Source organism: Shewanella aegiceratis, from assembly GCF_019457495.1.
Lineage (GTDB): Bacteria > Pseudomonadota > Gammaproteobacteria > Enterobacterales > Shewanellaceae > Shewanella > Shewanella loihica.
The window spans coordinates 4,285,462-4,299,722 of the sequence record NZ_CP080416.1 but is presented as its reverse complement, the minus strand read 5'-3'; the positions used below and the strand labels follow the sequence as shown (position 1 = coordinate 4,299,722).

Annotated in this window: 14 protein-coding genes; 10 read left to right on the top strand and 4 right to left on the bottom strand. The window is 55.3% G+C overall.

All coding sequences use genetic code 11. From position 1 onward, the window contains the following. The first annotated feature begins 51 nt into the window (after nt 1-51). Entirely contained in the window at nt 52-924 is an 873-nt protein-coding gene (locus K0H80_RS18715; RefSeq protein ID WP_220074034.1) for a LysR family transcriptional regulator, read from the top strand. A 99-nt stretch (nt 925-1,023) separates the two neighbouring features. Here K0H80_RS18715 and K0H80_RS18710 read toward each other — a convergent pair whose 3' ends face one another. After that, entirely contained in the window at nt 1,024-2,637 is a 1,614-nt protein-coding gene (locus K0H80_RS18710) for an AbgT family transporter (protein ID WP_258406138.1), read from the bottom strand. Between the two features lie 877 nt (nt 2,638-3,514). Here K0H80_RS18710 and K0H80_RS18705 point away from each other — a divergent pair. Genes K0H80_RS18705 through K0H80_RS18690 form a run of 4 tightly spaced genes read left to right on the top strand, consistent with a single transcriptional unit; the run spans nt 3,515 to nt 6,210 of the window. After that, nucleotides 3,515-4,084, top strand: coding sequence for a LemA family protein (locus K0H80_RS18705; protein ID WP_011867446.1), 570 nt, complete (start codon nt 3,515-3,517; stop codon nt 4,082-4,084). A 16-nt stretch (nt 4,085-4,100) separates the two neighbouring features. Next, on the top strand, nt 4,101-5,111 hold the full coding sequence (locus K0H80_RS18700) for a DUF3137 domain-containing protein (protein ID WP_220072578.1): 1,011 nt from the start codon (nt 4,101-4,103) through the stop codon (nt 5,109-5,111). Continuing rightward, complete coding sequence (locus K0H80_RS18695; protein WP_220072577.1) at nt 5,111-5,842, top strand: lytic transglycosylase domain-containing protein; 732 nt, start codon at nt 5,111-5,113, stop codon at nt 5,840-5,842. Before K0H80_RS18700 ends, K0H80_RS18695 begins: the two co-directional genes overlap by 1 nt. Before the next feature lie 5 nt (nt 5,843-5,847). After that, nucleotides 5,848-6,210 carry a nuclear transport factor 2 family protein gene (locus tag K0H80_RS18690; protein WP_144201372.1) on the top strand — a complete coding sequence of 121 codons (363 nt, stop codon included), beginning with the start codon at nt 5,848-5,850 and terminating at the stop codon, nt 6,208-6,210. A 28-nt stretch (nt 6,211-6,238) separates the two neighbouring features. Here K0H80_RS18690 and K0H80_RS18685 read toward each other — a convergent pair whose 3' ends face one another. Further along, entirely contained in the window at nt 6,239-7,078 is an 840-nt protein-coding gene (locus K0H80_RS18685; protein WP_220074032.1) for a 23S rRNA (adenine(2030)-N(6))-methyltransferase RlmJ, read from the bottom strand. Nucleotides 7,079-7,236: 158 nt separating this feature from the next. On the opposite strand from K0H80_RS18685, the gene K0H80_RS18680 reads away from it, so the two are divergent. Further along, a complete protein-coding gene (locus K0H80_RS18680; RefSeq protein ID WP_258406137.1) occupies nt 7,237-8,016 on the top strand; it encodes a class I SAM-dependent methyltransferase in 780 nt (259 codons plus the stop codon). 61 nt (nt 8,017-8,077) lie between these two features. On the opposite strand, the gene K0H80_RS18675 is transcribed toward K0H80_RS18680, so the two are convergent. Beyond that, nucleotides 8,078-10,231, bottom strand: a complete 2,154-nt coding sequence (locus K0H80_RS18675; protein ID WP_220072576.1) for a TonB-dependent receptor — start codon at nt 10,229-10,231, stop codon at nt 8,078-8,080. 643 nt (nt 10,232-10,874) lie between these two features. Between K0H80_RS18675 and K0H80_RS18670 the strand changes: the two genes are divergently transcribed. The 4 genes from K0H80_RS18670 (at nt 10,875) to K0H80_RS18655 (ending at nt 13,223) form a co-directional block, all read left to right on the top strand. Next, nucleotides 10,875-11,690, top strand: a complete 816-nt coding sequence (locus K0H80_RS18670) for a substrate-binding periplasmic protein (protein WP_220072575.1) — start codon at nt 10,875-10,877, stop codon at nt 11,688-11,690. A gap of 138 nt (nt 11,691-11,828) precedes the next feature. Continuing rightward, nucleotides 11,829-12,047, top strand: a complete 219-nt coding sequence (locus K0H80_RS18665) for a DUF7661 family protein (RefSeq protein WP_220072574.1) — start codon at nt 11,829-11,831, stop codon at nt 12,045-12,047. Between the two features lie 26 nt (nt 12,048-12,073). Then, nucleotides 12,074-12,619, top strand: a complete 546-nt coding sequence (locus K0H80_RS18660) for a DUF2937 family protein (RefSeq protein ID WP_220072573.1) — start codon at nt 12,074-12,076, stop codon at nt 12,617-12,619. 130 nt (nt 12,620-12,749) lie between these two features. Then, entirely contained in the window at nt 12,750-13,223 is a 474-nt protein-coding gene (locus K0H80_RS18655; protein ID WP_220072572.1) for a peroxiredoxin, read from the top strand. Between the two features lie 127 nt (nt 13,224-13,350). On the opposite strand, the gene K0H80_RS18650 is transcribed toward K0H80_RS18655, so the two are convergent. After that, nucleotides 13,351-14,196, bottom strand: a complete 846-nt coding sequence (locus K0H80_RS18650) for a hypothetical protein (RefSeq protein WP_220072571.1) — start codon at nt 14,194-14,196, stop codon at nt 13,351-13,353. Nucleotides 14,197-14,261: the final 65 nt, after the last annotated feature.

Genomic DNA, 14,261 nt, shown 5'->3' with positions numbered 1-14,261 from the left:
AACAAAATTATGTAAAATTATCAAAATTAATCATTTTGAGTACAAAATGTGATGATGAATCCTGTCTGGTTGCGCAGCTTCTTCACCTTGGTGGAGCTGGGGCATTTCACCCGCACCGCCGAGCGCCTGCATATGACCCAATCTGGTGTCAGCCAGCATGTGCGCAAGCTGGAAGAGCAGCTCGATACCCAGCTGCTGCTGAGAGAAGGCAAGAAGTTTTCCCTGACCCACGCCGGGCGTCAGCTATACCAGCAGGGGCAGGCGATACTGCAATCCTTGGCTCAGCTTGAGCAGGGGATCAAGCAAGACCCGCCCTTCGCCGGAGAGGTACGCCTGATCTCCCCCGGCAGCGTCGGCCTCAAACTCTATGGCGAGCTGCTTGAGCTGCAATGCGCCCACCGCGAGTTGTCGCTGGATTATCGTTTCGCCTCCAATGCCGGGGTCGAGAGCGCGATCGCCGCCATGGAGGCGGATATCGGCCTGATGACCCGCCAGCCGGATCTGTCCGAGGCACAGGCCGAGCCGATCGCCGAGGAGCCGCTACTCTTAGTCACGCCAGCTAGCCAAACGTCTCTCTCCTGGGAGGCCTTGCTACAGCTGGGCTTTATCGACCATCCCGATGGCGCCCACCATGCCAAGTTGCTGCTGGGGGCTAACTATTCCGAGTTCGAGCACAGTGATCAGCTGCCCAATCGTGGCTTCTCGAATCAGATAGGCTTGATCTTAGAGCCGGTGAGCCGAGGTCTGGGCTTTAGCGTCTTGCCCGCCTATGCGGTGGAGGCCTTTGCCCGCCAGGATAAGATAACCGCTCATCAGTTGCCGGTGGCCGTCAGCGAGACTATCTATCTTTGCCGCCGACGTCAGGCCGTGTTGCCGAGGCGAGTCGATTCGCTCTGCGAGGCCATTAAGACCTGCCTGGCTTAGCAAGTGAGCGGGTCAGCTTGGCCTGGAAAGATCTGGCCTAGAAAGATCAGGTTTAGAAAGCGAGCGAGACCGGCGGTTTCACCGGTCTCGCAATTGGTGTTAAGGCGTGTAGTAGGTTGCCGCACCTGGGCCGACCGGCAGGCCGAGGGCAAACACCCAGATAAAGAAGAAACAGGTCCAACCGATGAAGAAGACGATCGAGTAGGGCAGCATGGTGGCGACTAGCGTGCCTATGCCCAGGTGCTTCTTGTATTGGGAGGCCACCGCCAGGATCAGGCCGAAATAGCTCATCATGGGGGTGATCAGGTTGGTGACCGAGTCGCCAATACGATAGGCGGCCTGAATCGTCTCTGGGGCGTATCCCACCAACATCAACATGGGCACGAAGATAGGCGCCGTCACCGCCCACTGGGCCGAGGCGCTGCCCAGCATCAGGTTGATGAAGCCGCACATCATGATAAACAGCAGGAACACCAGCGGGCCCGTGAGGCCGATGGCGTTGAGGGCATCGGCCCCTGCTACCGCCAGCACCGCGCCCAGGTTAGTCCACTTGAAGAAGGCGACAAACTGGGAGGCGAAGAACACCAGCACGATATACATGCCCATGGTGCTCATGCTGTGGGACATGGCGTCGATCACGTCCTTATCTCGCTTCATGGTGCCCACTACCTTGCCGTATACCAGGCCTGGAATGGCGAAACAGATGAAGATGAAGGCCACTATGCCCTTGAGGAAGGGCGAGCCCGCGACCAGCCCAGTCTCAGGGTGACGCAGCGGTGCGTTTTCCGGCACCACAGAGAGCGCCAATATGCCGCCCAATACCAGGATAGACAGACCAGCCATCTTCAGGCCCTTGATTTCCAGCGGCGTGACGCCATCCATCTTCTGGTTGTGCAGATCTATGCTGGCCTCGCTGGGATCATATTTGCCCAGCTTGGGCTCGACGATCTTCTCTGTGACCAGGGCGCCGAGAATGGTGATGACGAAGGTGGAGGCGAACATGAAGTACCAGTTGACCTCTGGGCCGACTAAATAGTCGGGGTCGATCATCTGCGCCGCCGCTTCGGTGATGCCCGACAGCAGAGGGTCTACCGTGCCTAATAGTAGGTTGGCGCTATAGCCGCCAGAGACACCGGCGAAGGCCGCCGCCAGACCCGCTAGGGGATGACGCCCGAGGGAGTGGAAGATCAGCGCCGCCATGGGGATCAGCACCACATAGCCCAACTCGGCGGCGGTGTTGGAGACGATACCGGCGAAGACTATGGTAAGGGTAACCAGACGCTTGGAGGCGCCCATCACCAGGGTGCGCATCGCCGCAGATAGCAGGCCGGAGCGATCGGCGATGCCGACCCCCAAGAGGGCCACCAGTACTGTGCCTAAGGGGGTGAAGCCGGTGAAGTTGGTCACCAGGTTGGAGACTATCATCCTTAGGCCTTCGGCATTCATCAGGCTGACCACGTGGATCAGGCCATCCTCGCCGCGTCCCGCCGCACCGACCGGACGGGGATCGTTTACCGTCAGTTCGAAATAGCCAGCGATGCCGCTGATCACTATGACGGCGGCGCAGAACAGGGCGAAGAGGGTGATGGGATGGGGCAGGAGATTACCCAGGTGTTCGACCAGGTTGAGAAAGCGGACGAAAAGGCCCTTCTTGGTCGTCGATGGTGTCGGGGGCTGACTGGCCACCAGACCATCTTCTTGGTTGGAGCTCATGGTGTTTCCTTCATCTTGGGCATCTGGGTGCCCTTATCATTTTTACCGCCTGTAGGCGGAGTGTTAGCACTTTATGATGAAGGAGTTGCTTTAACTGAAGCTTAATTTGCCATAATTGACCGCCCGTAGCGGGTTATGACGCGTGGCAAATGGAGAGTATTGAAAGCGATAGTGGCGGTTTCGTTCAGGCAAAAAAAAAAGCCCAGCTTAGTCTAAGCGGGCCAATGAAAGGATGATGATTGAAACCAAAGCCCAATTAGGGAAGATTGGGTTGCCTCTTGGTTGATTAAGATAATAGCCCAGGTTGGCTGTACGAATACTGAACAGGTGACACCTTGAAAGGCCAGTGTAGTGCTAGAGCCGATGTCGGTGAAAAAGGGAGCAAAGGCCCGGGGTGTCCCTTTGCCTGCAAGGCCTGATCTTATTGGTCAAACTCTGTGCAACTAGCAGTCTGGGTTTGAATGCAGGGACGACAGTGTCTATCAAATACGCAGCAGATCGACCGATTTTTGCCCTAATGTCTCGCTTAACGCCGGTAAAGCCTGTCATTTTGCCCCTTGGCTTGGGGGATGATTTTGATGCGGCAATATTGCATCAATCTATATAATATTGTTTTGTATTGCTATTTATCTTTGGTTCGCCGCTTGCTGTGCTTTTTGCTGCGCGCCGGGTTAAAAGCGGCGAAGCTAGGTAAAAAGGATGCTTTTGGCGCAAAAATGGCGTGATAAATTTCATTTTCGGTGAAAAAAGATGAATATAGCAGCAACGCCTTGCCGAAAATGGCACTGATAAATTGCTGGAAATCATCGCGAAAATCGGTGAAGCTGGTGCGTTAACTAACGAGATATAAGAATAACTATAGGGAAGGAACTCAAAGATGGAAGGTTTGCTGTTAGGCCTTGGCCTAGTCGTTATTATCACCTACCTCTGGTATGTCAGCCTGATCAAGAAGCGTAACGCCGTGCGTGAAGCCTTGTCGGGTATCGATGTGCAGCTGAAGAAGCGCGCCAACCTGGTGCCCAACATGCTCAAGATTGCACAGAAATTTATGGATCACGAGAAGTCGCTGCTGACGGAGATCACCGCGCTGCGTACTCAGGTGACCGCGGGCTATGATCTTAACGATGCCGCCGCCATCAAGGAGCATCTTGGTCTGGCCGAGCAGCTCAACAGCAAGATGGGCCAGCTGATGGTCAGCGTCGAAAACTACCCCGAGCTCAAGTCTGACAAGACTATGGTGCAGGCGATGGCGACCTATAGCGAGGTCGAAGAGCATATCTCGGCGGCCAGACGTTTCTACAACGCTGCCGTGTCTGAACTCAATACCGCGGTGGAGATCTTCCCCGGCTCAATTATCGCCTCTATGGCCAAGGTCAAGGTGATGCCTTTCTATGAGGCCGATGAAGCGTCCAAGGCGCCGATCGACGCATCCGATTACCTGAAGTAAGCCGGGTTCAGATGCCATGAACCCCATCAGTTTCATCCTCGGGGCGCCGATTAAGGCCCAGCGTGAGCCGCAACGCCTGCGGGCGGACCCCGAGGAGTTGGTACAATTTAAGGCTTATTATGAAGAACATATCGAGCCGCTCACCCGTAAATTTGAAAACCATAGGGTCGCCAGCCTCAAGGCGCTGCGCGGGCGTCTCTATACCAGCTTAGGGATCCTCCTCGGCCTGGCCCTGTTGATCCTTATCTTTAGTATGTCCGGTTACCTGGATATCCCCTGGGTCTTCTTCATCGTGCTGTGTCTTCCCTTTGGCTGGTGGAGCTATCGTCCGCTAAAGCGCTACAAGCGGGATGTGAAGCAGGAGGTGTTTCCCAAGATCTTCCGCTATTTCGGCCCCGACTTTATCTTCAGCACCAGCCATAACATGAGCCTGACTCAGCTCAAACGCTCCAAGCTGTTACCCCACTACGACAACGCCTCGTTCGATGACTATGTGCAGGGCACCCATAAGGGGGTGGAGATTGCCATCAACGAGCTGTGTCTGACCAAGCAGGTCAAACGCGAGAAGAGCACGGAGACAGAAACCGTCTTTCGTGGCGTCATGGTGCAGCTTAGCAGCCACAAGAGGTTTAAGGGCCATACCGTAGTGGTGAAGAACCGCGGCGGCCTGGTTAATTTCCTCTCCAGCAGCTTTAAGAGCCTGAGCCGGGTCAAGCTGGAAGACCCGAGATTCGAGAAGCAGTTCGATGTCTTCTCCAGCGATCAGATCGAGGCGCGCTACCTGCTCACCCTAGGTTTCATGGAGCGTCTGCAGTCACTCGCCAACCTGTTTTCCGGCAAGATCCAATGTGCCTTCTACGAAGACAAGCTGTTGATCATGTTGCTGAGCGGCGACAATCGTTTCGAGCTGGGCTCTATCTTCAACGGCGCGACCTTCGAGTACGAATTTAGCCAAATTAACCGAGAGATGAAGCAGCTTTTTGCTATGATTGAAGTACTTAAACTCGATCAGAACATTGGATTCTAATGCCTAGCCGTGCTCGTCCTGCGCCTCATTTTGTTGAAAAGCTGCTGTGCCTCTGGTGCAGTCTGGCGCTGTGCCTGCCCCTTGGTGCCACCGAGCAGGCACAGAAGCCGCGCTACAAGGCGAGCTATTCTAAGCATGGCATCCTAAGCAACGGCGATGCCCCGCGCCTGGATGAGACCGACGACAGCAAGATCAAGGTTTATCAATATACCCAGGCCAACGGCGTGGTGGCCTTTGCCGACCATGCCCCGGGCGACAGCGAGTTCAGGGTCTTGTTATATGAGTGCTACGCCTGCAAACCCGACTCAGATCTCGACTGGCAGAAGATGCCGCTGTTTAGCGCCGAATATGATGAGTTGATCTCACGGGCCGCCAAGACCCATGGGCTGGACCCTGCACTTATCCGCGCCGTGATCCATGCCGAATCCGCCTTCAACGTATTTGCCCTGTCACGCAGCGGTGCAATGGGCTTGATGCAGCTGATGCCGGGTACTGCCAAGGCGATGGGGGTGAAGAACCCTTACCGGCCCGAGCAGAATATCGACGGCGGTGCCCGCTATCTGGCCAAGATGCTGGCAAGGTTCGACGGCAATATAGATCTGGCCTGCGCCGCCTATAACGCCGGCCCCACCACAGTGACTCAGTACAAGGGGATCCCGCCCTATCCGGAGACCCAGGCCTATGTGAAACGGGTCAAGATACTGCTGAAACGCTATCAGAAGCTGGGGTAGATGAGATGCGCCAGACAATTATCGAACTGGAACTCGCGTTGCTTAGCCCTGAGGTGCGCTGCGATGCCAATGTGCTCGACGAGCTGATCCACGCCGATTTCTTGGAGGTGGGCGCTACCGGGATGAGCTTTGGCAAGCCCGAGGTGCTGGCGCGTCTGCCAAAGGAGAAGCCACCGGCGTTTAAGATAAGTGATATGCAGTATCGCTTGTTGAGTGAGGACTTAGCTCAACTCAACTATCGTGCCTGTTTTAAGCCGGTGAACGAGGTGGATAAGCGCTATTCGCTGCGTACCTCGCTGTGGAAATGCGATGGGGGGCGTTGGCAGATGATCTACCATCAGGGCACGCCCTGCGCGCCCTTCTTCTAAGCACTAAAAGTACTCGTTATTGAGGGCGTTATTCGCCCACTTCCCAGGTGACTTGCACATGGCCGCCGCCCTGATTGAGCAGGGGATCCAGATATGCCAGCGTCGTCTCGGCGATCTCATCGAGCTGCCAGGGGGGATTGATCACCCACAGGCCCGCCGCCGTCATGCCAAACTCCTCGCTGTCGGGCTTTATTGCCTGCTCTATGCGTAGCTGACGCTTGATGCCGCTCTGCTTGAGCAGCTCGAACATCGCCTCCGTCTGCTCGCGCTGCACCACGGGATACCAGATCATGAAGACGCCGGTGGCGAACTTCTTATGGGCCTTGATCACCGCCTTGGCGACCTCTTGGTAGTCGCTCTTCATCTCATAGCTGGGATCGATGAGGATGACGCCGCGACGCTCGAGTGGTGGCACGGCGGCCAGCAGCCCCTTGAGGCCATCGCCCTTGATCACCTTGATCTGCTTGTCGCCACCCAGCTGCTCTTCAAGTAGCTGATGATCTGTGCCGTGTAGCTCATGCAACATCATGCGATCGTTATCTCTCAGGTTCATGTCGACAAAGGCCGGCGAGCCAGGGTAGAGCTCCAGTTCATCTGAACCATTGAAGTGTTTGATATCGCTGACGTATTGGCTTAGTGCCTCGGGCAGGTCCTGCTTGTCCCACAGCTTGGCGACCCCCTCTAGGTACTCGCCCGTCTTCTGGGCAAACTCATCGGATAGCGCATAGCCGCCGGCGCCGGCATGGGTGTCGATATACACCATGGGCTTATTCTTCTTATGCATCAGCTTGAGGGTTTGCAGCAAGATGCTGTGCTTGAGCACGTCGGCATAGTTTCCGGCGTGGTAGCCGTGGCGGTAACTTAACATGAATATTCCAGATGATGAGGGCGCTAGCCTGATAGGGCGATTATAGGGGGGATGCCAGCTCAGGTACAGCACCTGGGCCTGGCCGATAATAATGCCATATTCAGCGCGGCGCAGTTTTGGCATAATGGCGGCGTGATTTCTTAATTGACCGAGCCAAAGTGACAGCATCATCGACCCAGCCCGCACCTGTGGGGATCTTTTTTAATCGCCAATACCCGACCCTGGAAGCCGTGTGTGACCGTTGGGGGCTGGTGTTCGACGCAAACGCCCTGTTTGAGTTGGTGTTCGAAGATAACTGCATGGTGCTGAATAAGCGTGATGAGCCCAAGCTGAAGGGCATATTGGTAGACTTCGTTACCGGCGCCGTGGCCCACAGACGTAAGTTCGGTGGTGGCCGGGGTCAGGCGATCGCCAAAGCAGTCGGCCTTAAGCAGGGGGTGACCCCGAGTGTCGTCGATGGCACGGCAGGTTTGGGGCGAGATGCCTTCGTGCTCGCCAGCCTGGGCTGCAATGTCACCATGGTGGAGCGTAATCCCGTGGTCGCCGCCCTGCTAGAAGACGGTCTGCGCCGGGCCTATGAAGATGCCGATATCGGCCCCTGGATGCAGGAACGCATGCGCCTGGTGCATGGCTCCAGCCTGACGGCATTGGCCGAACTGGGTGAGCAGGTAGATGTGGTCTATCTGGATCCTATGTATCCTCACAGGGAGAAGTCGGCCCTGGTGAAGAAGGAGATGCGGGTATTCCAATCGCTAGTGGGCGCCGATCTCGATGCCGATGGCTTGCTGGCCCCTGCCATGGCCCTCGCCAGCAAGCGCGTGGTGGTCAAACGCCCCGACTACGCCGACGATCTCGACGGCGTCAAACCCAGCACCCGCATCGAAACCAAGAAGAACCGCTTCGATGTCTACGTTAAGGCCGCGATGAAGAGCGAATAGCGCTTCAGAAAGATAGCCAGGACACTAGGTTATAGTGCCCTGGCCACCGAGCCTGCAGTTATTAATCAAACAGATAGTTGACGGTTAACCACACCGAACGTTTAGGCTGCAGGTAGTATTGAGCGTCGCCAAGCTCACTCTCGGCGCTGGGGTTACGCTCGTTGGAGGCGTTATACAGATCCAAATTAACGTCCCAGTTGTTCATGGTATAACCCACGCCTGCATCGAATACCGTGTAGCCTGTGGCCGATGCCGTGTTGCGTTTATTCAGATATACTTCACCGACATAGTTAACATCCAGGTGTGCGTGTAGCCCCTGCGACTTGCCATAGTGTAGGCCCAGTGCGGCAAGATGTTTTGGCGACATCTCCAGATAGTTACCGCTCAATTGAAACGGCACGCCGTCGAATAACCGCTCGTAATCGGCAAACTTGGTTTCGTGCCATGCATAGCTACCCAGTAGGGTGAAGGCATCGTTTAGACGCCACTGCGCCTCTGCCTCTATACCCTTGAAGTGCTCATCACCGGCATTGATCAGGGTGGGTAAGCCGTTGACGGCTTGGCTGACCACTAGGTTATTAAACTTCATGTCGAAGGCGGCAAGATCCCAACGCAGTGCACCACCGTAGTTTTGTCCCCGTAGGCCTATCTCTAGGCTGGTGGCGTCTTCTGGCTTGAGCAGTTCAGTTTCCGCTTCGGGGCCGAAGTCGATGGCAGCAGGTTTGAAGCTATTGCGATATCCACCGTATAGGGTCACATAGTCCTGTTGCGATTGCCACAGACGGTAGCTACTCGACAGGGCGCCGGAGAAACGCGTATCTGTCTCACTAACGGTTTCATTGACGATCGTTTCTGGTGACTGGCCGGTAAAATCGGTTTCATGGCCAGCGCGGGTTTCCTTGGTGTGATTGAAGCGCAATCCGGCGTCGATACGCCATCTATCGGTGATATCCCAGACGAGATTGCCGTATACGCCGCTAAAGGTTCGCTTGTCGTCCAGATAGGTTTGCTCGTCTATCGGCAGGCTCTGCCAGGCCGGAGCATTATGACCGTCGACTGCGACCGCATACTCAAAATTATTGCTGTGCTGCGAGCCGTCACCATGGTTGACGTCGACGCCCCACACCAGTGTCATCTGCGGGTTGAGCTTGCTGACAAAATGGCTGTCGAAATAGATCTCGGTACGTTCGATCTCCTGACTATAACCGTCGGCATTGACCGTGACGCCATCGTCGGCAAAACCTTCTCGCAGGAAGCCGCGGGCGTTATCGTTTTGGGTGCGGGTGTAGGCCAGACGTGAAACGGATCTACCTAGGGCCGTGTCGCGCTCATAGGCCAGACTCAGCTGCTGACGGTCTTCATCCAATTTGGCATTGCGCGGATTATGGTTGGCGTCTAACGGCACTCGTGGTGTGAGCGTTTTCCCCTCCCTTGGGTGTGGGCTGCCCGGCGCTTGATCTACCGAGCTGATATCGAGATCCAGATTGAACTGACCGCCACCGAACTCGGCGCCGCCACGATATAGGCCATGCAGGCGCTCGAAACCATGACGGGTGCCGGCGAGATGCTGTTTCTCGGCATCGAAGGCCACCGAATGTTGCCAGGCGTCGCCGCTAGCGGATAGTGGTGTGGTAAATGCCACCCGGGCACTGCTATCTGTTCCTATGGCGGCACTGACTTTAGTCGGGCCTTCACCCGCCGCGTAGTGTTTTACATGGATCACGCCGACGAAACTGGTGGCGCCATAGCTGACAGGAGCGGCGCCCTTGATCACCTCGATGCGCTCAACGTTTTGTAGGCTCAATGAAACCAGTGCCGGTGTAAATGCGCCGCCAGCGGGCACATCATCGACCACCAGGAGAAAGGCATCAAACTCACGCAATCCCCATAAGGCGGGGACGGATGAGGCCGGGCCGCCATCGCCGCCACTGGCAATATCTACGCCCGCCACCATGGACAGGGCCGAGGCTAAATCTTTCGCTCCGCGGGCTTTTAGTGCCTCGGCGTCGACGACAGAGATAGATTGCGTGGCGCTGCTTAACGGAGCCTCGAGCATTTTGCCGACGACGACCATGACTTCTGTATCCTCGTTAGCCCTGTCTGAGGTATCGGCGTAACTGGTTATTGGCAAGGTGGCGCCGCAGCAGGCCAGCAAGGCTAAGGTTAAGCGAGAAAAACGAAAGGCGGCTGCGGGAGCGAAAAAAGGGGACTTCATAGGAGATCACTTCTTCAGGTTAGTGGTGTTAATTCCGTGCGGCATTTTCATCAAGACACCAAAATTGCCACGTGTTTTCGACCTTGAATTTGATGAGTAGCGAGATCGTCCCTGTTCTGCGTCTGGTTATTACCACCAGAACAAACTGTGATTTAGGTCACGTTTGGCGCGATGGCTTGCCGAGTAAAACAGCTCACGAAATGTGCTTAACTGACAAAGATCAGTTTCGGCAGACTTTTTTTGTCTTTTCTCGATTGGATTTTTTGGCATTGCTGAGGGGGTTATTCGGCCGTCAATAGGTGTCAAAGTTAGGTGGAATAAGGGCAGGGTGACGGCCTGTGTTTCCTCGGTCAACGGAGGAGTAACGCTAGGAAAAAGGCGGGATATTTATAATGTTTGGCAATAAATCATGTCGCCGCTCGTTCTGGCATAAGGCTATTTCATGCCTGGCTTTGTAAATTTGGCCTTATACATTTGGCCTTTTAAATTTGGCATAGTCCTTAGCTTAGTCCTTAGCTTAGTCCTTAGCTTAGTCCTTAGCTTAGTCCTTAGCTTAGTCTGGGTTTGTGCTGGCCTAGTGCGCCTTAGGTTGATTCCAATAACTTGCCTATACTCATTAGGAATATCTTGCCTTGGCTCCTCTATGAACGCAAAACACACCTTGCTGATAATGCTGCTGTTTGTCTGGTCTACCTACGCCGCGCCCCAGTCCAAGCTGGAGGCTAAGACGATCAACATCTGCGTCGATGAGACAGAGTATCCACCTCTTAATTATTTCATTCGCCTCGATGGCCATAAAACCAGTGTGAATGCAGGTTTCGATATCGAACTGCTTCGTCTTGTGCTGCCTACTAGTTGGCAAATTAATCTGGTGGCCGCCCCTTGGCCCCGCTGTTTGCTGGAGGTGGAGCAGGGGCGTCTCGATGCTGCCATGGCCGCATCGGCTAACGATGAGCGTCGGGCAACTTTCCTGTTGTCGCGGCCTTATTTCCATCTGAGCCCGTCCGTGGCCTTCCTTCAAGAGCGCTTTCGTGGGCTCGAGGTTGCGGGGTTACCCAGACGACTCGACACACTCGGACGGGTATGTGGCATACGAGGTTTTAACTACGCCTACTATGGCCAGCCGGCCGATCTCGACATTGCCCGCAGCAACGAGATATTGCAATTTAGCGACCTACTGCTTAAGCGTCGCTGCGAGTTCTTCCTGATAAATAGGGAGGTCTACAGTGCCATCTTACGACTGGAGGGGCAGGAGAGCCTGGCGGATAGGCTCGCCATTTTGCCAATGGCGGGGGGCATTAAGGTACCTTTCTACATGCTGGTGTCCCGTCGTAGTCCCCATGCTCAGGCGCTGCTGAGCGAGTTCAATCGCGGCGTCGATAACCTGGAGCAGAGCGGCGACCTGGCCAGACTCTGGACGCGGTTCACCGCCGGGCAAGGTGGCAAGACTAATCCCTAATTACCTTTCATCTCCAAGTGCTTGTGCGCCATTGCCAATCTGATGATTTGTGTGTGAATGACCTTTAATGAGGCGGCTATTGTGATGCCCGGCGGCGAGTGTTAGCTTGCTAGTCTAGTGGGGTCTTGGGAGCGAGCGATGATCAGGGTGAATGTGTTTGGCAGGTCCATGTCGGTGCGGCGTGTGGGTGAGGAGTGGCAGCTATTTAATGAGTCGCAAACCGGGATGCGTAGCCGCGTCTATGAGGTGGTGATCCCGTCCGAGCTTGCTGAAGATCAGCTGCTTAGTTATCTGGATGATATCTATCACGAGCAAGCCAGTGCCCAGCACCCTGAGGTCAGGTTAGAGAGCAAGTAGCGAGTTTCGCCGGAGGGCCAGAAAAGATGATAAGGCGTTTAATGGATTACCTCAGGCTTTTGTTGTTTGTCTGCGGCGTGCTGCTTGGGGTGCAAGTGCCGGCCTTTGTGGATCAGTATGGCAAGGCGCTTGCGGCTCATACCCAGGAGGCCAAACAGAGTCTGGCGGAGTTTCAGCGCGATGCCGACCGTTTCTTCGGCGGCGATATCGACAGGCTGATCGCCCACTACAAGCAGAATCCCGATGCCGTGTTTAACGCCGGCGGCGAGAGCATTGAGGCGCTGTATCAGAGGTATCAATTGCTGTCTTCGGCGCTGACTGAGTTTAATCAATCTGGCTACGGCGGATTCGACAGGCTTGTGCTGGCGCCCCTGCCTGAGATCCGAGACCAGGTGTGGCAGCACTTCAGCCACAGCATACTGCTGGATGGCCGCGCTATCGCCTTCGGTCTGGTGTTCGGCCTGCTGTTTGCCATGTTTTGTGAGTTGACGCTGCACGGCTGCGGCCATTGTTGTCGCGGCGCCTATCGTCGCCTCAGGCGTAAAGCTGAGCCGCAGCCAGAGAACAGATAAGAGAAACCCTAACATTCGTCTGTGTTTGTCTCGCCCAATAACGGCTATGCTTCAGGTATCTGCTTAGGTGAGTGACATGATAAGGCCAATTTGGCTGCCTAAGTTTACTGTTAACCATAAGGATTTTTCCATGATAGCCCAAGGACAAACATTACCCGCCGCGACCTTAGGTCAGCTCGCCGAGAACGGCATGGTCAACCATGATGTGAACGAACTGTTTGCCAACAAGAAGGTGGTGCTGTTTGCCGTACCCGGCGCCTTTACCCCAACCTGCTCAGAGGCGCATCTGCCCGGCTATGTGGTGCTGGCGGATCAGTTTAAGGCCAAAGGGGTCGATATTATTGCCTGTGTATCGGTTAACGATGCCTTCGTGATGAAGGCCTGGGGCGAGGCGCAAAATGCCAGCGAGCTGATGATGTTGGCCGATGGCGATGCCAGCTTTACCAAGGCCTTGGGCCTGGAGATGGACACCGCAGGCTTTGGCGGTATTCGCTCTCAGCGTTACGCCATGGTGATCGATAACGGCGTGGTGAGCCTGCTGAATGTCGAGGCGCCCAAGAGCTTCGAGGTCAGTAAGGCAGAGGTGGTACTGGCGGCGTTATAAACCGCTGCAAATAAAGAGGGAGCCCTAAGGCTCCCTTTTTTGTGGCTAGATGTGAAAAGGCACTAAAACATCTTTTTAAAATAAGGCTCTAAAACAAAGCGCTAAAACAACACCTTAAAACAGGGCCTTAGAAGTAGTGCACATATTCCACGGCGACACGATAGAGGGTGTCTTCGAAGCCCAGTAGATCCACCTCATAGTCGCGGCTGATATATTGGGTGGTGAAGTGCAGCAGGTTGTTCTGGTTGGCCAGCGGCATGATCACCTCCAGGGTGAGTCTGTCCATTGTGTAGAACTTGTCGGCGTCATAGCCCCACTGGCCGTCGAAGCGGCTCCACTTGGCGCCGAGCTGCACCCCAGTGTGGGCGAAGGTGTATTTGTTGCTCCACTCGAAGAAATAGCCAAAACCGGCGCGGTTGAGCTCCTCTTCGGTGCGGCCCATCTCCTCACGCGGCCAGTCGTCATCTTTCTCTTCTTCGCTGTAGCCCAGGCCGAGTGTCAGGCCTAGATCATAGTGGTTGACATTGCCGAAGCGGCGGTTGAGTGACAGCCCGGCTACCGCCAGCTGTTCGAACTCTTCTAGCTGTTGGCTGTTGTAGTGGCCTTCGTAGCGACCATGGAAACTCAGCAGGTAGTCTTCCTGCTCGCCGAAGCGGGCGAAGGGACGCTGATAGTTGAAGCGCAGATCCATGGAGTTACGAAACCTGTCTTCATCGTATTTTTCCGAGTCGCGCTCGTAGTAGTAGGTTCCACGCACCCGGAAGTAGTTGTTATCTAGCTGGTAGACATTGTCGTAACGCAGGTCGTCCCAGATAAACGACAGGCCACCACCACGTGACATGGAGCTGAACTCTGAATCCGGGTAGGACTCCAGGCCAGCAATGAGTGACATGGCGAAGGGGGAGTTGTCTGAGTCTGCTAGCGCAGGAAAGCTGAGTAGGCCGGCCAGGCCGAGTGCGAGCGTGGTCTTCATGAGGCGCCTCTGTGGTTCATCATCCGTTATGGTGCGGCGCACAGTAGCATAAAATGGCCAGCTTT